At 46.5% G+C, this 23683-nt stretch carries 17 protein-coding genes; 4 read left to right on the top strand and 13 right to left on the bottom strand.

The genetic code is table 11. The features are described 5' to 3' along the window. Window positions 1-161: 161 nt before the first annotated feature. Window positions 162-2855, top strand: coding sequence for a T9SS type A sorting domain-containing protein (locus PV783_RS08115; protein WP_420987648.1), 2694 nt, complete (start codon window positions 162-164; stop codon window positions 2853-2855). 402 nt (window positions 2856-3257) lie between these two features. Next, complete coding sequence (locus tag PV783_RS08110; protein ID WP_420987647.1) at window positions 3258-4325, top strand: ArsO family NAD(P)H-dependent flavin-containing monooxygenase; 1068 nt, start codon at window positions 3258-3260, stop codon at window positions 4323-4325. A gap of 11 nt (window positions 4326-4336) precedes the next feature. Here PV783_RS08110 and PV783_RS08105 read toward each other — a convergent pair whose 3' ends face one another. Then, window positions 4337-4900, bottom strand: coding sequence for a DUF1801 domain-containing protein (locus PV783_RS08105; RefSeq protein ID WP_420987646.1), 564 nt, complete (start codon window positions 4898-4900; stop codon window positions 4337-4339). A gap of 174 nt (window positions 4901-5074) precedes the next feature. Here PV783_RS08105 and PV783_RS08100 point away from each other — a divergent pair, with 174 nt between their 5' ends. Further along, entirely contained in the window at window positions 5075-6046 is a 972-nt protein-coding gene (locus PV783_RS08100; protein WP_420987645.1) for an NAD(P)H-quinone oxidoreductase, read from the top strand. A 56-nt stretch (window positions 6047-6102) separates the two neighbouring features. Here the strand turns inward: PV783_RS08100 and PV783_RS08095 are convergent, their stop codons facing one another. Further along, window positions 6103-8523, bottom strand: coding sequence for a TonB-dependent siderophore receptor (locus tag PV783_RS08095; RefSeq protein WP_420987644.1), 2421 nt, complete (start codon window positions 8521-8523; stop codon window positions 6103-6105). 342 nt (window positions 8524-8865) lie between these two features. Between PV783_RS08095 and PV783_RS08090 the strand changes: the two genes are divergently transcribed. After that, a complete protein-coding gene (locus tag PV783_RS08090; RefSeq protein ID WP_420987643.1) occupies window positions 8866-10950 on the top strand; it encodes a LamG domain-containing protein in 2085 nt (694 codons plus the stop codon). 63 nt (window positions 10951-11013) lie between these two features. Here the strand turns inward: PV783_RS08090 and PV783_RS08085 are convergent, their stop codons facing one another. The 11 genes from PV783_RS08085 to PV783_RS08035 form a co-directional block, all read right to left on the bottom strand. Beyond that, window positions 11014-12318 (bottom strand): HAD-IB family phosphatase, encoded by a 1305-nt coding sequence (locus PV783_RS08085; RefSeq protein WP_420987642.1) that lies wholly within the window; start codon window positions 12316-12318, stop codon window positions 11014-11016. Window positions 12319-12379: 61 nt separating this feature from the next. Continuing rightward, window positions 12380-14188 carry an ABC transporter ATP-binding protein gene (locus tag PV783_RS08080; protein WP_420987641.1) on the bottom strand — a complete coding sequence of 603 codons (1809 nt, stop codon included), beginning with the start codon at window positions 14186-14188 and terminating at the stop codon, window positions 12380-12382. Window positions 14189-14278: 90 nt separating this feature from the next. Next, complete coding sequence (locus tag PV783_RS08075; RefSeq protein WP_420987640.1) at window positions 14279-14692, bottom strand: c-type cytochrome; 414 nt, start codon at window positions 14690-14692, stop codon at window positions 14279-14281. 9 nt (window positions 14693-14701) lie between these two features. Beyond that, window positions 14702-15973 carry a PQQ-dependent sugar dehydrogenase gene (locus tag PV783_RS08070; RefSeq protein ID WP_420987639.1) on the bottom strand — a complete coding sequence of 424 codons (1272 nt, stop codon included), beginning with the start codon at window positions 15971-15973 and terminating at the stop codon, window positions 14702-14704. Between the two features lie 99 nt (window positions 15974-16072). Beyond that, window positions 16073-19168, bottom strand: coding sequence for a lantibiotic dehydratase (locus PV783_RS08065; RefSeq protein WP_420987638.1), 3096 nt, complete (start codon window positions 19166-19168; stop codon window positions 16073-16075). An 86-nt stretch (window positions 19169-19254) separates the two neighbouring features. Further along, window positions 19255-19629, bottom strand: coding sequence for a response regulator (locus PV783_RS08060; RefSeq protein ID WP_079469250.1), 375 nt, complete (start codon window positions 19627-19629; stop codon window positions 19255-19257). 50 nt (window positions 19630-19679) lie between these two features. Beyond that, on the bottom strand, window positions 19680-19859 hold the full coding sequence (locus tag PV783_RS08055; RefSeq protein WP_143313541.1) for a hypothetical protein: 180 nt from the start codon (window positions 19857-19859) through the stop codon (window positions 19680-19682). A 132-nt stretch (window positions 19860-19991) separates the two neighbouring features. Beyond that, window positions 19992-20744, bottom strand: coding sequence for a LytR/AlgR family response regulator transcription factor (locus PV783_RS08050; protein ID WP_079469251.1), 753 nt, complete (start codon window positions 20742-20744; stop codon window positions 19992-19994). Between the two features lie 7 nt (window positions 20745-20751). Continuing rightward, complete coding sequence (locus PV783_RS08045) at window positions 20752-21915, bottom strand: sensor histidine kinase (protein ID WP_111576644.1); 1164 nt, start codon at window positions 21913-21915, stop codon at window positions 20752-20754. Between the two features lie 575 nt (window positions 21916-22490). After that, window positions 22491-22856 (bottom strand): hypothetical protein, encoded by a 366-nt coding sequence (locus PV783_RS08040; protein WP_420987637.1) that lies wholly within the window; start codon window positions 22854-22856, stop codon window positions 22491-22493. Window positions 22857-22874: 18 nt separating this feature from the next. Then, complete coding sequence (locus PV783_RS08035; protein WP_420987636.1) at window positions 22875-23624, bottom strand: glycine-rich domain-containing protein; 750 nt, start codon at window positions 23622-23624, stop codon at window positions 22875-22877. Between the last annotated feature and the right edge of the window lie 59 nt (window positions 23625-23683).

Below are 23683 nucleotides of genomic sequence, written 5' to 3'. Positions count from 1 at the left end.
AATTGCCTATTTTATGTAAGTACTGCACAGGCATTTTGTTTTATGAGAACCCGTGAGAACCCGTAAGCGCTTTAAACCCTTAATAGGCACATTCTTATTCTATGACCCAAATTCTATCCACGATGACCCACAAAATCAAGTCCTCTTTAACCCGGGCTGCAATGCTCATTCCTCTATTACTATTGTTGATGATGCCTTCCACGGCCCAGATAACATGGCCTGCTGGTCAGTTGCTGCCAACGTTTCCGGCAACAGCCAGTAACCTGGATCTGTTTTACAATAACGGAACGTCTCAACGGTCCTGGCGCTGGGAAGGGGAAGGCCCCGCTCTCAGTCATCATACCGGGCGCCTGGAAACCGATGGCTGGCTTTGCCAGGTTGGAATCGATGCGGCGAATGAACATATGATTTACGGACCTTATGATAACAGCGTTACAGCGGGAGCCAATATTGCGGAGTTTAGAATGAAAACAGATAATAATACCGCCAACAATGATTCTATAGTGGATATCGATGTAAGGGATGCCACCACCGGTGCGATCCTTGCGTTTAAGGCAATTACCCGTCAGCAATTCCCCATAGCGTCCGATTACACAAGTTTCAAATTGCCTTTCACGATGCCGGCCGACAGTCACGCTATTGAACTGCGTGTATTCTGGAGAGGAGGGGCATATATAAAAGTCGACTGGGTAGGCGTGCAGCAGGATAATGCCACCGCCGAAACCTATTTATTTGCCTCCCTGAAAGGCATCGTTAACAGCACACAGCCACGTCTCTTTTCCTATGAAGGCGATGCCTTTGCAGAAGGACCGTATACCTGGATGCAGTCTTTAGGTTTAACCTGGACCGAACATACCGACAGGTGGGAGCTTATCACCAAATACCGCAGCGAGGTATCCGGCCTGATCGTTTACGATCCGGCGCAGTCAGCCACAGTAAACCTGGCAACCATGCTTGCAAAAAATAAAAAGGCGCTCATTGCCTCACCATCGTTATTATCACGCTTAACAGGCGCCCCTTATAACCTTCCGGTATTGCTCGATTTGCGTGGCCAGTTCACCAGCAACCTGCAGGTATACCAAACTTTATATAACACCTATTGGCCAACGCTGGATCACCGGGTGTTAATAGGATTAAGTCCGGAAGTGCATCAGGGTTCCCTGCGGGAATACGCCACTGCCCTGGGCGCCGCAGTAATTTGGTTAGATCCGCGGGTAGCGGGTGAAAGTGAACTGCTAAACAGCTTTTTATCCTCCATGCCGGCAGGAGCCTCCTTCATGGGTTGGTGGCCGGAAGAAGGTTCAGGTATAACCAGGGCATCCAGCTATGGTATAGCCACTGTTGCCAGTGATTATGCCACCAATTTAACGGTTCATAGCGGTATGCCCAGAACCGTCAACGTTAAACCGATACCTCCAAAACCAGCACTAAAGAACAAAATTTACGTGGCGTTTATATTAAGCGACGGGGATAACTTACAATATGTGGAGCACCTGATGCGCAAGCTCTGGAACAATCCTGACCGGGGCTCGGTTCCTATTGGATGGACTTTGTCCCCCGCAATGGTGGACGCCATGCCGGGAGCGTTAAACTTCTATCATCAAACTTCCACTAACAACGACAACCTGATTTCAGGCCCCTCGGGATACGGTTACGCCTACCCTAATAATTTCCCCAATCAAAATACACTCAACCAATTTGTTGCTAAAACCGAGGATTACAACAAACGGGCAGGGTTCCGGGTGGTTACCATCTGGAACACGATTACAGGTGGCATCAATCAAAATGTGGGTGAGAGCTTTGCCACCTATGCCCCATCATTACTTGGATTAACCGCACAGAATACGGGCGGCCCCCTTAGCATCTATAACCAAACCTTGCCGGGAATGCCGCTCTCCTGTAACTATTGCACCGGGGAACAAGCCATGAAGGATGCCATTGCCGCTGCTTCCGCAGGATGGGATGGAGCATCGCCGAGGTTCATGATTATACAGGCGCAACCCTGGCAGGATGTGAAGCCTACAAATTTTAAGAACGTCATGAACTCGCTCGATTCAAATCATATCGTGGTGCGGCCGGATCATCTTTTTCAATTGCTGCGTGAAAAAAACGGGCTTCCACCCGTTGATGCCAGTGATAGCCTGGGAACAGATATTACAGATCTGGGCGGGATATTAACCGCTCAATATCAAACGGGTTCTCCGGCAGGAGAAGAATATACAAACCTGACCGATAACAATCGTAACACCAAATACCTGACATTTAACCCTTCCGCCTGGATCCAATACCAGGCGCCATCCGGCTATGTAGTGAAAAGCTATAGGATCACTTCAGCAAATGACGCCCCGGAGCGGGATCCTATGAACTGGACGTTACAGGGGTCGGCAGATGGAAGCAGTTGGACCACTATTGATAGCCGTTCCAATGAAGATTTTCCCTATCGTAACCAAACAAGAATTTTCAACATTAACAATAATACGGGGTATGCTTTTTATAGATTGAATCTGTCAAATAACACCGGAACAATGCTCCAGTTGTCGGAGATCGAATTGTTTGGCGAACCATCACCGGGGCTGAACAATATGCGTATCAATGTCCTGGCAGGGCCGGAAACGCCCAACCAGCTGAAGGGCACAAAACAGGGTATTTCGCTGTATCCGAACCCGGTTGGCGCCAGGCTCTATATCAGGGGACTAAATAACAACGCCCATCTTGAGGTGTATGATAATGATGGTCAGCGTATGAAAACGGCATTGGGTATGTCTATTAGCATTGCTGAACTGATACCGGGCACCTATTACTTAAAAGTCAGATCAGCACAGATAAATCATACTTATAAGTTTGTTAAGCATTAGTTGCAGGCCCTCCTGGTCTGAAAGAAAACCCGCTCCGTGAGTGGGTTTTCTTTTTTAGCCAATGCCTGATATCCATTTCCCATCAGAAGGCTTAAATAAGAGGCCATCATGCTAATCCTGTATCATTACCAGGTACCTGTAATGCTGCGCCGTGAGTAGGCCCATTATAGGATAAGCCGTAGATAAGCCGTATATAACCCGTATATAAGCCATAGATAACCCGTACCTATAGAGATACGGCTTATCTCCGGCTTATCCCTATCTTTTCTATAAATATAGTCCGGGTTATCCTGTAATAGGCCCTAACGCAAATACGCCTGGCGCCACAATTGGGAATACCAAAATGGTTAATTTAGATGCTACTATTGTTGGGAAATATAAAGTCGACGAAAGCAATTTATTATGACAGATGAAAGGCAAACCATATACGACGTAATCATCATTGGCGGCGGACAAAGCGCTTTATCCGTGGCATATTATCTCCGCCGGACCACGCTGAAATATATCATGCTGGATGCGGCGCCCCTTCCGGGCGGCAGCTGGCAGTACACCTGGAAATCTCTTTCCCTGTTCTCCCCCGCGCAATGGAGCTCCCTTCCAGGTGTTTTCATGCCGGGAGGTCAGCATCATTACCCCAGCCGCGCGGAAACCATCACCTATTTACAGGAGTATGAATCGCGGTATAAATTCCCGGTGGCAAGACCCGTAAAGGTTACATCAGTAGTGAAAAAGGAAGATACTTTTGTTTTAACCACCACCGCCGGCTATTATTACGCAAAAGCTATTGTAAGCGCTACCGGCAGCTATGCCAATCCCTTCATTCCGGATATTCCCGGAAGCGCTTTGTTTAAGGGTACTGTACTTCACTCTTCACAGTACCGGGAACCGGAAAATTTTTCAGGGAAACGCGTGGCCATTACAGGAGAAGGCAACTCCGGCGCGCAAATCCTGGCGGAGGTTTCCAAAGTAGCATATACCCTGTGGATCACGCGGCAGCCACCCGAATTTTTACCGGATGATATTGACGGCAAATATCTCTTTGATGCGGCCACTCAGCTATACCAGGCCAAACAACAAGGCAGGGATTACCAGCCTCCTTCGCTGGGGCATATTGTAATGGTGCCTCCTGTAAAAGAAGCCAGGGAAAGAGGCGTATATCAACATTTCCTCCCCGCATTCGATCATTTCTACCCCGATGGAATTGCATGGAATACAGGCCAACAGGAAGCCGTGGATGCCGTTATTTTTTGTACAGGATTCCGGCCAGCATTGGCGCATCTGGCTCCATTGGGAATAATACAAACGGATGGCAGGATTAAAACAAACGGAACAAAAGCAACAGGTATTACCGGCCTCTGGTTAACCGGCTATGGATCATGGACGGGCTTTGCTTCTGCCACACTTATCGGCGTAGGCAGAACAGCTAAGCAAACAGTGGAAGAACTAAGCAGCTTCCTCCAGTCTGCATAAAAAGCGCTTCCTTACTCCGCCTTAAACGACAGCCCCTTTTCTTTCAGCGCATTGCGCAACTTTGGCAATGAGCTTTTTCCCATTCCATGAAGCGCCAGTATAGCCGCTTCGCTGAATTTGGAAAGCCGCTGTATAGTTGTAATGCCTTTACTTTCCAATGCGCGGCGCGCGGGTGCGGAGAGAGAGGCAAAAAGATCTCCCGGTGCAGCAGTATGCCTGGCGGCATTTTTTGCCAGGCTTTCTTTCACCCTGAACTTTACTATTTTATTGATTAAAGAAATAGGGAGAGGATGGTCCAATGGAAACTGAACGGCGCCTTTGGAATTCTTATAAACGGAAAGCTCTTTTTCAAATGCTTTAATGCCGGAGGCGCCAGGGTAAAAGCCGATGTGATGTTTATATCCTGCAAAATGAACGAGGTTGCCGTTCAAAGTAAAAGTTGGAATACCATAACCGATTTTCTCTCCTGCTTCAGGTACAATTTTCCTGATAGCCGCCCTCATTTGCTGCAGCAGCGCCTGGGTTTCCTCCGGAAAACCGGCGATATACTGATCGATGTCGCTTACTGTTTTCATATCGCTGAATTCTTTCTGAAAATTAGCATAATCCTGCCGTTCTCACGAGGTACTAACGCGACATTATACGGGTCATTTGCGACTTAGGTATCGTTTCTTCATATCTGCATTCAAACTCCGGATAAAATAAACATAATCCGGAAGAAACACCGATTTTTGATAAAATCATTCATCATGAAAGCCGTCGTTATTACCAAACCGGGGGGTCCGGAAGTATTGCAGCTACAGGAATATCCGGCGCCGGTACCCGGACAGGAAGAAGTGCTGATTAAAGTACATGCAGCCGGTCTTAACCGGGCGGACTTGTCGCAACGCGAAGGCAGGTACCCGGCGCCTCCGGGCGTGCCGGCAGATATTCCCGGGCTGGAGGTGGCCGGCACCGTGGTGAGTGGTGGCGAAGGCGTTACCATGTGGTCGCCCGGCGACAAAGTATGCGCGTTACTGGCGGGAGGTGGCTATGCGGAATATGTGACCGTAAAAGAAGGGCAATGCCTCCCTGTTCCCGAAGGGCTCAGCTTTGCCGAAGCGGCCAGTTTGCCCGAAACTGTTTTCACCGTATGGAGCAATGTTTTTCAACGCGGAAAACTAACGCCGGGCGAAACCCTGCTGATTCACGGAGGTTCCAGCGGCATTGGCATTACCGCCATACAACTGGCACACGCATTAAACAATAAAGTATGGGTAACAGTGGGTACGGAAGAAAAAGGGGAAGCCTGTATCAGGCTGGGCGCCACACAATATATCAATTACAAAAAACAGGATTTTGAGAAAGCACTCGCCACAACAGGAATAGATGTGATACTGGACATGGTGGGTGGGAAATATCTCGGTAAAAATCTTGCTATCCTTAACCCCGAAGGGCGGCTGGTATATATCAACTCAATGGAAGGCAACCTGGCGGAAGTAAATATTTCCACGGTGATGCAAAAGCGTATAACCATTACCGGTAGTACGCTCCGGAGCAGGGAATACAGTTATAAAAAAGCATTGGCCACCGATATCCTCCAACACGTATGGCCGCTGATAGCAGCGAAAAAATTCCTGCCGGTGGTATACGCCACCTTTCCGTTTAAAGAAGCCGCAGAAGCGCACCGGCTGATGGGCAGCAGTGAACACATAGGTAAAATTGTATTGGTAAATGAATAAAAACAAAAGGTGTACCGTTGATAGTACACCTTTTGTTTTTTTATTTTAGTAAGATATTAAAAGCGGTAACCGATCGTCATCCTGAAATTGCGGCGCGCCTCTACTATATAATTGTAAAACCCGGTGGAAGTAGTAGGAATAGAAGCAGCAGTAAGCAACCGCTGATTATCCAGCAGGTTATTCACCAGTACTGCAACACTATACTTTCCTTTAACGTAATTTAAACCGGCATCTGTACGGAAGTAGTTTGGAATGCTGAACACCTTTGTGGCGCTTCCTACGTAGCGGTCGGCCATCCACTGGATACCGCCCGTTACACCAAATCCGTTCAACACACCTTTACCGATGCGGTAGTTCAGCCAGGCATTGGTAATATGCGTAGCTGTATTAGGCGTTATATTACCTACTGTTTTTGTAGTGGCTGTCGGTGATTCTTTGGAGATCTTTGAATCGGTATAAGCATAGTTCAACGTGGCATTCAAACCCGGTAGTATTTCCCCGGCAATGTCAATTTCCACACCTTTGGTAAGCGTTTCTCCGAGTTGCTCCTGTACATCAGCACCACGACTGTCTTTCATATTCAGGCTTACAAGCGAGTTTTGCCTGGCGATGCGATACACAGTGGCAGATGCCACCCATCTTCCTTCAAACCATTCTTTCTTCACACCAGCTTCTACATCTACTCCTTTAATAGGTTTAAATGCGTTCTGGTTGGAGTCAGCACCTGGCACAGGTACAAACGACTGATCAAACAAACCATAGATCGTAGTAGATTTATCTATAGAGTAACTCAAACCAACACGGGGCGTAAATACATTATCCTTTATGGCCAGTGCTTTGGTTTTGCCAACAGTTTCTGCGTAAGTAAAGCGACCTGCGAGCGACAAACGCAGCTTGTTGTTAAAAAATCCCAGTTCATCCTGTATATAGGCAGAGGTGTAGTTTACGGAGCTTACATAGTTACTGCCGCCCGCTCTTGTTTTTACACTCTGGCTGCGGTCTATCGTGGGCAGGGTACCAATAGGAATACTGTATACAGGGTTATATACATTGAATTTCTTATCGCCTACCATATCAATATTGGCCAATGATCTGAAATCTCCCCAAAACTTTTTATTCCCCATATCCACACCCGCCAGAATCCTGTGACGCACCGTACCGGTATACTCTTCGCCGGAAATGGACGCCTGCGCAAAACGGTTTTCCCCCGCTTCATCCGCCACACTGAAAGTTCTGCCCATATTTCCCGCGCTATCTATATTGGAAGCCCAGATACTGTTTGCCTCCATGCCGAAGTTGAAATAAGCTACCTGCGCATGTGCTTCCCATTTATCATTCATCTTATGATCGAAATACAGGTATACACTATGATCCTTCAATTTGCCCGGCGTGAGGGAGGGATCACCATAAAAGAAATCATTGGAGATACCTTCATCCAGCAATTTAATTTTGGAGAAAACATAGTTCCCATTCGCCAGGTACGTTGATCCCTGGTAAGTATATTCCAGCGTAACAGAAGTACGGTCATCTACCAGGTATTTTAATACCGGCGCAAACAGGTAACGGTTGTTGAAGTTGTATTTGGTATAGTAATCCTTCTGCTGACCGGCCACATTCAAACGGTACAGCAGTTTACCATCTTTACTCAGTTTACCATCAAAGTCGAGGGCCGCGCGGTAAGTGCTGAAACTACCCATGCTGATGCTGGCAGCTCCTTTGGTAACACCCGTAGGCTTTTTGGTAACCACGTTGTAAAAGCCACCGGGCTCGCCACCTGCCAGCATAAAGCCTGCCGGCCCTTTCACAAACTCAACCCGGTCAATCATAGCGGCATCTTCTGCGGTAGGTCCCCAGCTGGCTTCTATGTTCATGCCATTTCGGAAAGCAGGGATCTTGGAACCACGCATCCTGATATTCGCATACTGATTATCCCAATGCCCCACACGTGTGGCCCCGCTTACATTACGGGTAATACCATCCACCAGGTCAAATGCCTGCTGGTCGGCAATTACATTGGCAGATATTACCTGGATATTCTGCGGCACCTCGAGGATGGGCGTTCTCAATCGCAGTGATCCGGAAAGACTGTCGTTCTTATACCGGTTTCTTGCGCCACTCACAATTACTTCCTTCAATTGTTTATCGGAAGCTTCCAATTGCAGTTTTATCTGCACAATCTGATCCTGTTCTACAGTTATTTCCTGCGACATTGTTTTATACCCGATCAGCATTACCTGCAAAGTATATTTTCCTGGCATCAGCTTTTTGAATACAAACTCTCCTTTTTCATTGGTAAGTGTGCCACGGTTTTTTTCTTTGATCTGTACCGCTACATAAGCCGCCGGCGTACCGTCTGACGTGACTACCAAACCCTTAATAGCAGATAAAGGCTCAGTAACAGCGGATACATTTATGGAAAAGCAAACAGCACATAGAAAGCATAAGTACACCGTTATCCGGTTGATAAATGAAAACATATAGGTCGGTTAATTCAGTTTAGAAATTCAGGCGCAAAATTAATTACGATACACCGGGCGAGGTTACGGATTCGGGAAAAAGGTTTACGCGATACGGAAAAAACGTTTTAGCACATGGCGCACCAGGCAGATATAAATACCCGCTATATATCCCTAAACAGGTATTTATACCCGTTTTCAGAAACACTCATTTACACTCTTATCCAGGCCGGCAGATCAATAGACTTTTGTGAAGAAGAATGTGCAGCTGCCAGCACAGAAAAAAACAGGTCGGCCAGGCTTGACAATAAGCAGGGGGTGGAACCGAAAAACCATAACAGAGTAGGACCAAAAAATACACTTATGAATCTCGGATTAACAATGCGCTGGGGATATAGCGCACTTCAATTCAATGGGACTTCGTATGCTCATTTCCCATCCGGCCTCCTTAACAACATGAAGTCGTTTACTTTCGAAGCAACGATCCTTTCAACAACACCAACAGGGACCATTCTTTGCAATGCATCAATGGGTACCGGCGTTTATTTCAACTTCTCCATTTCCGGCGGGTACCTGTATTTCGAGGCGCTGAATAATAACCAGAAGTGGTTCCATGTAACATCTACAACGCTGCTATCACTACAGGAATGGCACCAGGTGGCAGTTACTTTTGATAGTGACAGGCAATTGATCACGCTATACCAGGATGGAGTGGAAGCAGGTAGTACCGCAGTACAGGGAGTTCCTTACCAGGCCATACCGCTTCATACCTATATCGGCGTTGGAAAAACCCAGACCTCAACCGGGTACCAGAAATTCTTCAATGGGCAAATGGCACGTGTAGCCATTTGGAAATCGGCCCGCAGCGTTTTTGAAATCGTGGAAGACGCACTGGCTATTGTTCCCCCTCCGGCAAGAACAACTGATCTCGTTTTATGGACAGACTTCACGGAAATGCCAACTGAAGACCGTTCCGGTAATGCTATTGAGATCTCCTACAGTACGCCTCCACCCAGTTATGTTTACAGTATCCCTTCGGTAGGGGTAACAGAAAATGGCGCTATTGATTGCGGTGTCTATCCGGATTATAATTTCGGTGGCTATCACCCATATACCATTGAGGGCTGGTTCAATCCCTCCTCCACAGCGGATTTGGCGGTACTCGTAGCCTTTGAAAAAGATTTGCATTGGCAATACTATATTCAGTACGATAAACTCAACCAGCGCATCATTGCAAAACGGAATTCAGATGGACAGGCCATCTATTCCAAGGAACAAATCACGGAAGGACGTTTCTATCATTTTGCCGTTTCCTATAACGGCGATACAAAAATGATGAGCCTCTACGTAAACGGGAACCTGCAAACAGCTGAATATTTTCCCGGCGGTGTAGCGAATGTTGCCCAGGGAAGATTGATATTAGGCGGAATTGGCTTCACCGGTTACTTTCAAAACGTTCGTTTATGGAAAGATTGCCTGGATCAGGCAGAACTACGTCAATGGATACTGAATGATGTGATTACCGATCCAAGACTGGTAGCCAACTTCGATTTCACCACTACTCCACCGATGGATTCAATGGGCCATACTGTTCAACTATTGGGCGATGCCGCCAACATGATGGCAACAACTACCCTTGAGCTGGCAGACAGAAAAGCCCAGTTAGGTGTTTCTATGCCTATCAATTCCAGCTACTTTAACAACGTGGAAGAAAAACCCCTTCCTCCTCCAACAGTCATAAAACCTGCTGTTCAGCCTGAACTATCCTCTGCTGTTCATAAGGAAAAAACATTTACAGACCTGGTTAGTTTCTGGAAGCTGGATGAAGAAAAACAAAATGCTTTCCGGGAAGTATTTGAAAAAGCATATGCACAGGCAGAAGGAATGCTCTCAGAGAATGAAAATCTCCGGAAAGTTTATACAAGAACAGACGAAAATGGAAGAACAAAGATCATATACCACGACCTTCGTGGAGACACACTTATTTATGACCGTCCAATAGGAGAAGTAACTGACTGTACTATCTGGTGGATAACTTTTACCTTCGCCATCTCCGTTAAATTTTTGGGCATATTCCTTCCGCTTCCGGTTTTCTCGCCCTACAACCAGATTCCCACTAAAATTTTCAATCTTGTTGTCAGGAATGCAAAGCTGTTGGCAAAAATCACCGCTTTAGTCGGCACTACGATCTCCGTTGCTTCCGGGCTGGGTATTATAACAGAAATGCATCGTGAAAAGGTTCTATGGCCCATTTTAAAATTCCTTATAGTCTCGGCGGGTTGGTTTGGCCTGACTGCTATCCTTACAAGAGCTTTTACGTTGGCAACCGGCATAGTAGCAGCAGAAATACTGGCGAAGTTTATTGTATGGGCCGCACAGTTGACGAAGCTTTCACTGGAATATAACGGCAACTGTGGAAAATTGGCGGAGAAAGCAGTACAGGGTTAAAACAAGAAGAGGCTGTATCAAAAGTAATTTGATACAGCCTCTTTATATAACAACGCAACTTCCTCAATACAACACCCGGAAGCTGATAGTATCTTTAATCTTCTTCAGTTCTTTCAATATCTTTTTATCGTATTCACTGCTGGTATCTGTAATCACATAACCGATAGCGGTGTTCGTCATCAGGAATTGTGAAACAATATTAATACGATGATCCGCCAGCACCTGGTTTACTTTTGCCATCACGCCCGGAACGTTGCGGTGAACGTGGATAAAGCGGTGTGCATTATTTACTTCCGGCAATTGGATGTTGGGGAAGTTGCTGCTTTTAAAGGAGTCGCCATTGTTGATAAACTTAGCAATTCTTTTCGCCACGGATTCCGGCTTGCGGATATTATCGAAAATCACGATCCCCATTTCTGTGCAAAGTTCCTGCGGGATATGTTTTTTACTATTCCCCAGGTAACCGATCACTTTCAGTTTAGTCGCCTTTTTCAGTTGTTCCGCGCTGATCTTTTCTCCTTCTCCCATCAACAGTATTCCGGCAGCCGATAACTGTTTATCGTCTGTTCCGGCGTGCTTAATGGTGAAGCCATCTTTCTTCAGGTATTTTACTGCTGCTTCCGGTACATCGCCCGCTACCTGGCAAAGGATGCGGTTCTTTGGATAGGAGATGGCGGAAGGCAGGTTATTCACATACAGGAACTCATCGAGGCTCGGTGTAATATGATCTGCTTTTTCTGTAACGGATTTACGCTCGATATTTTCTGTAAAGGCGTAAAACTTCTTGATCATCCCGGACTCCTTCAGCTGAAAGTCGGAATAGCCATCGCCAATACCATGAATTTCGCCCTGGAGCTGCAGTTCATGTAGCAATTTCACTTTACCGCCTTCATTGGAAAGAGGATTTGCCGCATCATAGCCCACTATCTTCCCTTCGTCGTTAAACAAAAAGGTGTTGGCATAAATATTTTCTTTTTTGATATGAAACGGCAGCACCACTGGTGTGATAAACTCTTTGAATCCACCGGAAACAATTAATACATCTTCTGCATGATGCTTAAAAAAGTTTTTATTTCTGGAGAAAGAAGTAGACACCAGCTTTTTCAAATGCTTCACCAACAGCTTCAGGTGGTGCTTATTGGCTTCCAGCAACTGCACCCTGGCAGCAAGACTTTCCCTGAAAGAAAGCTTTCCTTCCATAGCGAGGTTGGTCAGATCTTCAATTTTTTTATAGATCTGCTCCCTGTCCGGATGGTCCTGCAGGGATATACGCGCCAGTTCATCCAATGCCTCCACCTGCGTGAAAGTGCTGTCAAAGTCGATTATATAGTATTTTTTGCCCACGGAACGATCAAATTTGGAGCACAAAAATATAAGTTTAAATAGGATTTAACAGACAATCTTGTAATCCGGGGAATTTAAGCCGGCATTATAAAGCGTCCCATTCCGGTTCTTCGTCCTCTTCCGGCGTCTTCTTTTCTACAGATAATTCAGCTGTTCTCCGTTCTCCTATCTGCTGGCGCCACATGGCATAGTACAATCCCTTATGTTCCACCAGCTCCTCATGCGTGCCGGTTTCCGCGATCTTTCCTTTTTCCAGCACAATGATCCGGTCGGCATGCATAATGGTCGATAACCGGTGCGCAATGAGTATGGTGATCTGTTCCCTGCGGGCGGAAATACTTCTTACGGTATCGGTAATGGCTTCTTCTGTAATAGAATCCAGTGCGGAAGTAGCCTCATCAAAGATCAGCAAACGGGGATGACGGATCAAGGCACGGGCAATAGAGATGCGCTGCTTTTCCCCGCCCGATAATTTTACGCCGCCTTCACCCAGCCGGGCATAAATGCCTTTGCCGGAACGTGCCAGCAGGGCGGTACAGGAAGCTTTCTCCAATGCTTCAATCACTTCCTCATCGGTGGCGTCGGATTTTACAAACAACAGGTTTTCCCTGATGGTGCCTGCAAACAGCTGTGTGTCCTGCGTTACAAAGCCAATCTGTCTTCTCAGCGCATTATACCGGATATCGCCGGAAGGCACATCATTGAAGTATATTTCTCCTTCTACCGGTTTATACAATCCCACCAGCAATTTCACCAGGGTAGATTTACCGGAGCCGGATGGACCCACAAACGCAATGGTATCGCCGGTTTCCACGGCAAACGATATGTGGTCGATCGCATTGATGGCAGCGGTTTTATGCCTGAACACCACATCCTCAAAACGCATCTGCTGCAGGTCGCCGATTTCCACCGGTTCTTCCGGACGCTCTTCCACCGGGCGTTGCATGAGTTTATGAAACAATTGCAACGAGGCTTCTGCTTCCCGGTACTGGATAATAATATTCCCCAGATCCTGCAACGGAACAAAAATAGCCGTGGTAATAAACTGCATGGTGATCAGCTCACCGGTGGTGAGTATATTCCGGAAGATCAGCCACAGCAGGATAAACAGGATGCTCTGCTTTAAGATATTAAGTGTAGTACCCTGTAAGAAAGATAAGGTTCTTACCTGCCTGGTCTTTTCCATTTCCAGGTCAAAGATCTCTTTGGTAAAGGTTTTCAGCCGCCTTATTTCCGGGAAGGTTAAGCCCAGGCTTTTTACCAGTTCTATATTCCGCAATGATTCTGTAATGGCGCCGGAGAGCTGCAATGTTTCGCGGTTAATGGCCCGCTGCACGGTTTTCATTTTCTTGCTGAGCAAGCCGGTGAGTCCACCCAGGAAAATAATCCCTACCACAAATACGGGTATCAGCGCCCAGTGTTTGGTAATGGCGTACCAGATCAGGAATCCCATACCCACCAGGGAAGTAAAGAGGATGTTGATAAAAGCCGTAATAAAACGTTCTGTATCTGTTCTTACCTTTTGCAGTACGGCAAGTGTTTCTCCGCTCCGCTGCTCTTCATATTCCTCAAACGACAGCCGGAGTGTTTGTTTGAGCCCATCGTTGAATACCTGCATCCCGAATTTCTGCACTACCAGGCGAAGAAAATATTCCTGGAAAGATTTTGCCAGCCGTGCCAGCAAAGCAATTACCACTGCAACGCCCAGCCAGAACAACACCCCGTTCACCAGTTGCTTTTCGGGCATACTGTTTACCTTACCGGCGTAGTCATCGATGATTTTACCGAAAATCAACGGATCCGTCATCACCAGCACCTGGCTGACGCCGGCCAGTAATAAAGATAAAATGACCAGCCACTTGTGTGGCTTCAAATAGTTCCAGAGAACCTTCATATTTTAAAATTACGACAAACGGGTAACATGTACCAAAATGAAGAGAGGCCGGATCAACGTTTGACCCGGCCTCTCATTTTCCGTTACGGATTAATTTTTTGCCCTGATGGCTTTTACTTCCGCAGCAGTAACCGCACTGGCCTTGTTACCGAAATTATTTCTCACATAAGTCAGTACATCCGCTATTTCCTGGTCTTTCAGAAAATTATGCGGCGGCATATTATTGGAATAATACTCGTCATCTATCGGAACAGACGACTGCATGCCCTTTAATATCACCTGTACCAATGTGGGTTTATCACCCAGCACAAAAGTAGTTTTAATCAGCGGCGGATTTAAATGCGGTACACCACTGCCATCTACCTGGTGGCAGGTAAGACAATATTGCTCATATACCTTTTTGCCGCGGGCCATCGCAGGATTGGCGCCGGGCTTTTTTGTCTGCGCAGATAAAAAAGAAAGCACTGCACAGAATGCAACACCTGTTAAAATGATCCTCTTCATACAATATCATTATTTACCACTGTAGGTAATCTTATAAACCGTTCCTTTTACATCATCTGTTACATACAGGGAACCATCGGGCCCCTGTGCCAATCCGCAGGGGCGGTGCTTTGCCTGGCCTGGCGACTGGATGTCCGGTACACCGGCAAAATCATCTGCAAAAACCTCCCATTTACCGGATGGTTTCCCATCTTTAAACGGTACAAATGCTACGAAATAACCCTTCTGTCCTTTCTGACGGTTCCAGGAACCATGAAAAGCCACAAAAGCGCCATTCTTATATTTCGCCGGAAACTGGCTGCCGGTATAGAACAACAAACCGTTGGGGGCCATGTGCGCAGGAAATGCCACTACCGGATCAATGGCGTTTTCACCACCGGTTTTCTTTCCGTCGCCACCATATTCGGGCGACAGTATTTTCTTTTGCTGTTGGCCGTCGTAATAAATATAGGGCCAGCCGGCATCATCTCCTTTCTTCAAAGCATACATACACTCAGCGGGTAGTTCGTTGCCCTGCTGCAGGTTGTAATATTCCGGGAACATGTCAAACAGTCCGTCTCTTCCGTGTTGCATTACAAATAACTGGTTATCTGTTGTATTCCAGTCGAGCCCCACCACGTTACGCAGGCCGGTAGCGTAGCGGCTGCCATCGCCATAGGTCTGGTTTTGCTTATCTGCGCGGAATTGCCAGATACCTGCCGCCGAATCGCGGATAGGACAGCCTTCCATGCCTTTGGAACCTTTTGCGCGGTCCTGTACCTGGCAGGAATTGGAGTAGGCGCCGATGTTCACGTAAATATTCCCGTCGTTGTCCAGCGTTAAGGCTTTGGCTTCGTGCTGGTGGCGGTTAATCAATCCCGTTACAATTTTTTCCGGTTGTTCGGGGTTGATCACTTCAAATTTATCGTTCAGGGCATAACGGTATACGTCCTCATCAGAGGAAGTATACAGGTATTTCCCTTTGATCACCATGCCGGTACCGCGGTAAGTGCCAAAGGTTTTTACGTCATTGCCATGTATAACCGCAATTGCTTTTCCCGGTTTTGAAGTCTGGATTTTTACATAGACATCCCCCAGCGGAGTGACCGCTATGTGGCGGGCTGCGCCCAGGTTTTCCGCTATTGCCTGCGCCTTGAATCCTGCGGGCAGTTTCAACCCTGCATTGCCGGGATCCGCCACTGTACGCCGAACAACGCTGCTGTCGCCGTTATTGGCCAGGCATTGAACGGATAACAGCGTCATCACGGACAAACATCCCAGGAGAACTACTCTTGTTTTCATATTTTCTTTATTTACAATGATTGATGAGGGGATATGTAAACTTACCGTGTAAAAATAATAAGGCTTTTTATGGAATTGGTAATTTATGGATGAATGGCATCAGCTCCGGGCTACCAGGGAAGTGTAATACTTCACCAGGTAATGATAAATCACCAGCTCATGCAAACGGGCGTTGGCCGTAAACATCCGGTTCAGGAACATATGCAGGTAATGCGGTGGCAATTCTGTTACGGCTGCCGGTTGTTGGATCCGGAGTTCCAGGATGATATCCTTCCATGCAGCCGCCCGCGCTGCAAGTATTTCGCGCGCGCCATCCGGTAACGTATAATCGTTCACGTTATCAGACAGTACATCCGTAACCTGCCTGTGGTGCTCCCGGTATTTATTGTTCAATTGCCGCAGCAGGGAGGCATCTCCATGATGCTCTGCAAAGTACTGCTGTTGCAATTGCTGCAACAATTTCAATTTCATCAGCGGCGTATAGCCGAAACCGTTTAATAATTCATCTGCTCCTTTTAGCGCCAGCAGCCAGCGTTCCTCGTTTTCTGCGCCGCTTATGGTAAGTAACAGCCTCAACACCGCTTCACTGTCGTGAAAAAAGAAAGCCTCGCTTTGTTCCATCAGCGCCGGCCCGTACCGCTCCAGCTCCCGCACATAAGTATCCAGCTGTATCTTCTGTACAATATCACTGTTAAGATAAGGAAGCAGCAATGCATCTATCTCCTGTATTACGGCGGCGCTGTGCTCCCGGTATTGAGGCAGGTGAAAGCGGATGCGGATATGATGATCCGGATCCTGGTACCGGGTGAAGAACCAGCGGTCTGTTACCTGCGACGACTGCAACCTCACAGTGAGGGGCAGCAATACCTTCAGCAACAGTTTATCCATCCATTTGGGACCACAGTATATTTTTATATACATCCATTCGCTGCCGGGAGCAAAGCTGCGTTGCAAACCGGCCGGCACCTGCGTGGCAGGCAATGCAGGGGATGGCTGCCATGCTGTATTACGCAGCGGTATAATAATTTCATTGCAAAAAGCGCCCTGTTCGTTTGCCGATAAGCGGGTGGTTTCATTAAACAAACACTCCTGTAATACTACATTTCCTTTCTTCAGTTTATCCATCAACAGCATGCGGCCAAAAGCACTGGAGAAATCTATCAACAAGTCGTTATCCCCTTCCGATAACACCACATGCCCCGGCAGCTGACGTTGCTCTTTTAACAGCAGCAATGCCTCATCCGCAGAATGGGTTTCCATGAGTGAAGCAAAAGCCGCGCTGGTCAGGTACCACCGTGCCCGTGCCAGGATCACCTCGTGGTATACCACCCTGGGCAGAAACGGTTCTTCCTGTAAAATCCCCCAGTTCCATTCTACAGACAGTGCGTGCTGCTGTTGCAGGTCGCACAGGAATTTATAGGTCGATAAGCCACGGCTGAAGTTATGGGCGCTGGTCAGCCGGGGCAATACTTCTTTTCCCCATCGCTGCGAACGCAACACTACCCTGTTGTTACGCACACTCACCAGCAGGTCGCTCACCGGTAACTGGAATGCTTCCGGCAGGCTGCTTTTTCCCAGGAACGGTATTTCATAATCGTATAGGGATGGCCGTAGTAATACGTTCCCCGTGCGGCCTTCCGGCAAATGAATAATTTCTGCCAGTATTTTATCTTTCTCCAGTAACTGTTCTTGCTTTGTAAAATCGCGTAAGAGGTTTTCCAGTTCCCTGTTCCCGGCGGCAAAGCGGCCCAGCAGGGCGAGGGCATTGGGGCCGTGGCATGTTTTCAGCAAAAACTTAAAGTCGCCATTATCCATTGCAGCGGATGAAGTGGCCATCAGCGAGCCCATGAGACAAAGCGCCGGAGGCATTTCAGGATTATCCATGCCGGTGGCCAGCTCATCCAGGTCGGCATCTGCCAGGGAGATGACTGTCGTGGCTGCTGCTTTTGAAGCGAGCAAATGCTTCAGTACAAACTTCGTTTGGGCGTTCCAGTGAATGGTGCTGTTCTTTTTGCCGGCCGGCATCACGAGGTCATCTATCAGCGGCGTATAGCTTGCATCTTCACCGGATACCACGCCGTAGCCTATCCCCGATTCGCTGTCCAGCGCCATCATCAGTGGTATTTCGCGCTGATCATATTTTTGAAGGAACTGTTCTTTAAAACGCTGCAGATCCCCACCATCGCCGGAAGTGCTGAATACCAGCAGGCGCTCCAGTCGCTGTAACAGGGTATTGGCAACGGATGCAGACAGGCGGGGGCCAGACTCAAAAAAGAGATCCACCTGTACCGGCTCTTTGGCATTAATAGCCGGGAAATGCGATGCCAGGATATCTTTAACTTCCTGGTAGCGGTTTACTCCTTTAGCCGGCTGCTGCAAAAGCTGCTGCACCTGTTGCAAAGCAGGAACACAGGCGGGCGCGGGATGTAATGCCAGCAGTTCACGGATCAGGGCATCCAGGTTATTACTCCCGGTAATTTCGGGGGATAATCCTACTACGAGGATCTGGCTCCGGATCAGTGTTTCAATAAAAGTGCGGGCTTCCTCCGCCGGTATGTCCAGGTTGGTGAGTACGCCGGTGAGCCGGGCGATGCTGGCGCCTTTACCGGCGGCAGCGAGCAGGGCTTCCATATATTCATTTTGCGGGAAGGCACTGAGGAAGTAATGCCTTTTTTTATCGCGCAGCTGGTATTCAAAATAGCGGGAGGCGTTACCGGAATGATATAAACTGCTATTAGGAAAATAAAGCAGTTGCCCGCTTATTTCGGGCCATTGTGCCAGTTCGCTTATCAGTTCAGACAGGTACCCCATGTCCAGCCGGGCTACGGGTTGGTGCTGATGTATGGCAGGGGCTGGTAACTGGGTAGGGCCTGTATGAATGTAGCCGGTACTGCAGCCGGCGAATAAGCCGTATGGTGTGCAGCGGGTGCTCATTCTCAGGAGGTAACGGTAAAGCGCCAACGGTAGTTTCAGGGAAGTATCGGTGGATGGCAGCCACTTCATCATTTCTGCATGAAGCGCGGGGCTGGCCAGGAAAACGGCCTCCTGTAATAACGGATGGGTAAATATTTCCCGGAGGGCTGATACAAAGGAAGGCTGATCACTGCGGGTGTTACAATGCAATTGTAACACTTCCTCATATGACAATAGTGGCATTCTCAGTAAAAAGAAATCGCAGGTGCGCAGCACGGACATAGATAGCTGGCATACTTACTTTAGTAGGAAAGCTACGCCTTCCGGCTCTGTATGCTTGATAAAGATAAAAATGTTTTTTCAGGATCTCAGGTGACGGCTATTTTGACACCTGGAATAACCCGTTCCATTTCATCTACAAATTTCTTATAACTGGCAGGTTTACCCAGGTAACCCTGCCGTTCTTCCTGGCAAAGATGTTGGACCTCGCGACTGGAATAAGCAGTAACAAGAATAAAAACGCAGTCCTTTTTAAGAAACTTCGCTATAATATCTCTTGTATTGCCTCTTAGGTTAACATCCAAAAAAACGACGTCCACTTTTCTCTCAGCAATCAGGCTTTCCACGGTGTCCAGCTCTGATGCTTTTTTTACAAGTTTCAGATAGGATGTTCTTTGGATATAGCTTTCCAGTATATCTAATGCCAGAGGCTCGTCATCTACTATGGCACATCTGTATTGCATTTCTTACCAAAGGGGTTAATCAATTAGGAATAATAATCAAATTTAAAGACCTAGCGAAATAAACCTGTCAAAGTAGTAGGAGTAGTGGGAATACTCGAAGGTATTGTTGCTGCTCCATCATAACTGGATGCCCTTATGTTTTCTATTGTACTTATATCAGCTTTTGAAACAATTTCTTTTTCTAAAATTAACACAGGGCGGCGATTCACAGACAATTTAGTTTCCGACATAAAATATGCATTTAAAGTGACCTGATAGACAAATCAACGACCGAAGCTCGCCCAATGATCTTAAATATCATATTTTATTAGACATAATTGCTTTTTTCTTCGACCAACAGCCCTGGTTATGGATGCCGGTAATTACTCTTCGTCCTCCTCGTTATAGTTGGCAATGCCAAGCAGTCGCTTGAGGTCTTGCCGGGAGGCTTTGGAAATAATCACAGACTGGCCGTTAACGACTTCCACGGTATTTCCCATGATAGATTTAATGGCCTGTAATCTTACAATATACGATTTATGGATACGCATGAACTGATCAGGCGGCAAAATATCTTCTATTGCTTTCATGCGCATATAGGTAATGATATTTTTTTCCCTGCACACAATTTTGATATAGTCTTTCATCCCTTCCACATAATAAATATCGTCGAAGAGAATTTTTGTCAGCTTGTTATTATCTTTTACAAACAGGTGATTGGTATTCTGAATTTTGGGTTTGATGGTTTCTGCGGCTGCGGGCTGCCAGCGCTGACTGATATGCGCCCGCGCTTTGTTTACAGCTTTAAGGAACCTGTCGAATGAAATAGGCTTCACCAGGTAATCCACGGCATCCAGCTCAAAACCTGCAATGGCATGATCCCTTGAGGCAGTGGTAAAAATAACAACAGGCGGGTTGCTCAGAGAACGGATCATTTCGATGCCGTTAATATTGGGCATCTGGATATCGGAAAACAGCAGGTCCACAGGCTGCCGTTGCAATTCATTGATTGCATCAAAGGCATTTTCGCAAAAGGCTACAGGTTGCAGATAAGGCACCCTTCCAATGTAATTTTCCATCAGATCCCTCGCAAACGGCTCATCGTCCACTACAAGGCAGGTAATTACTTGATCCATATTTTTTCTAGTTCAACGTTAGTGTCAAGACAACTTTGTAATATTCGGGATTATTTTCAATAAATAAAATGTGTTGATCAGGATATAATAGAATAAGCCTTTTACGGGTGTTGCTTAATCCGATCCCCCCGGATATCTTTTTGCCTTCCGGCAGCTCTCCTTTGCTATTCGAAATTTCAAATCTCAGCCGGTTATCCGATACATCCATTGATGCGTGGATCCAGCATTTATCTGCTGTAGTACTATGTGAATATTTAAAAGCATTTTCTACAAAAGGAAACATCAGCAATGGCGCTATCTGGTAGCCCTCCATCTTCTCTGTATCGCAATCGAAATGTATACTGGCATTTTTTCCATAACGCACACTTTCCAGTTCTACATAATTTTTCAGGAACTCCGCTTCCAGACCCAGCGGCACCATTTCTGTATTGGAATCATAGAGCGTATACCGCATCATTTCTGACAGGTGCATGATCAGGTCCGATGCCAGCGCGTCATTCCTGATAGACAATGAATAGATATTATTCAGTGTATTAAACAGGAAATGCGGGTTCAGCTGGGAGCGGAGAAAATCAACCTCCAGGTTCAGGTTATCCCGCTCCAGCCTCAATGTACGGGTGGAAGCGCGGATAATGTCCAGGATCAGTTTCAACGACATGGGCGGCGCTACAGTCATCAACACCGGAAAGAAAATCTTCAGCAAATGATTAGGTGAAAAAGTATCCCTCCATCCGCTGTTAACCACCCGCTCCAGGAATTCCCTCACCGGAACATCCGTAATCTCCAGAAATATAAGTACATACAACGAGCATAGGTAATTAATAACAGACCAGAACAGGAAAGGTATTATTAAACATACAATCGTAAGAAAAAAGTACCCCTTCAGTAAAACCTTCGGTATTGTAAAATAAAAAACGAAATAAAAAAAGAACATGGCGCCCAGCACATTCCGGATAACAAATACAAGACTGGCGCTGGCGGAAACAGTAAAAGTACCACTCAATAATAAAGCATAGAACATTGCCATGCATCCCCACATGAGCACATGCGCCCATATCCTGACTCTCGTTCCATAATACTTATCAGATAAAAAAAATGAAAACCATTCCATGAGTTTCCGGCTGATATCAGGCGGCTCTCCATTGGTTTTTCTTCTGAAAAAAGCTAGCATCGTATCCCTGAATATAAAAAATTTACACTAAGCAGGAAGCAAGTAAGATAAAAATACTTTACCAATCTGAATTTTCTTTTATCATATAAATTTTTAATATTATACAAATACCCTTTTCAGTCTATAACTTACACATTATGAATGCCTTCCAGCAGCCCCTAAAGTACACAATGTTGGATACAACCGCATTTTCATCGCGTTTATGAGTCAATTCATCTAATAAGTTTAATCGCTTGCTATTTAATGCTGACTTTTGAGATGCAAGCCTGAATATGTTCGCTGGCTTAAGCTCTTTGCCGTTACAAATTCTACAAAAACAAGGATGAAGGTGCATTAAACTGCACAAAAGATACTTTCATCCATTGTTGTTACCATTGTCACTTAAACGATTGACATTTAACTTATTTTAATAATATTACACCAATCTGGTCAGAAAACCTAGCGAATTTTGTCCTGTGTGAACTCCAAAAAAAGATTATAGCTGAGGGTATGAACATCTACCTGCTAATACTATTCTATTCTATGGAAACACTATGAATTTCCCCCTTACAGCTCTAAAGGAGATAGACAACCGTCTATCTCTTTTTATTATATAAATACTGCACCCACTGCCACAATACCAACAAACTCATCAATAACAGGAGCAGGTAGCCTACCGGCTTCCCATGATAAAGTCCCTGGCACATCCGGGCTACGCCGGCGCCTAGTAGCACTATCACCAATCCTCTCATAAAAGGGAAAAAACCGGCATATTGCCGGAATAATACAGCGAGGTAACCAATGATTATACACCCGCCATAGAACACCAGGAATTTCTTCCCGTTAATGGCAAAGGGATTCCATTGCGATGAAACACAGTGAACATACAGGAAGGGCAAAAAGAACGCGCCGATGGCAAGGAGAGAAAGAAAAAGGGGTCGTGGAGTTATTTCTTTTTTCATCGTATCATTTTTTTAAGATCAGGATCCGCACCCGCCGCATCCACCTCCGCAACTGCTGCCACAGCTACTTCCGCAGCTACTTCCGCAGCTGCTGCCGCTACTGCAATTACTTCCGCCGGAATCATCCTCACTGTCAGCTTTCGTCTTTTTCTTATTGCTTTTTGCAATAAGAAATCCCAGAAACAACAGCACCATTGTATATCCAAAGAAAGGCGCATTGTCGGCCGTACAACCTGCAAAGAAGAAGAAGGACAAGAAGAGAAGGGGTGTTAACCAGCGCCGGGGAAACAAGGTAAAGCGCTTTATCAGGGAGAAGGAAAGGGAGGGGGATTTATTTAACCAGATAGCTTCAGGCGGATCTTCTCCAAAACATCGCCGGTATAGTTGCAGCGTGTCCTCCTGCCAGGCCGCGTGCTTTTGTTGTTCTGCCCGTCCACCGCCGGAAGGATAATGGTGGATCTTTTTACCCAGCGTTTTCTCACAAAATACTTCCCAGTAATTCTGGGTATAAAGTAAATGCTGGTGCCAGACCTTATCTACAATTTCAGAAGGGGAAGCGCCCGTTGGAGAAATACAGCAGAGATAAATAAAGCGCTTATACTCCTGTATGGCTTTCCGCGTAAAGTCTTCACTCCAGCGCTGTTCCCGGGCCAGCTTTTTCGAAAACGGGAACTTTACATCCGGCTCATCCAAACGGAAGTTGCTGATCTGCTCCCATAGCAATGTACCCGGTGATAAGGCTACGAATTGGTTGTTTTTCATCATCATAATTTCATTTTTTATTTGTTATTACCAAGATGAAATTATTTCAGAATACTAAAGTCTTG

The sequence above is a fragment of the Chitinophaga sp. CC14 genome (assembly GCF_048957795.1).
In the GTDB taxonomy this organism is placed as follows: Bacteria; Bacteroidota; Bacteroidia; order Chitinophagales; family Chitinophagaceae; genus Chitinophaga; species Chitinophaga ginsengisegetis.
The sequence above is the reverse complement of the archived record's forward strand: the minus strand, read 5'-3'. Positions and strand labels throughout refer to the sequence as shown.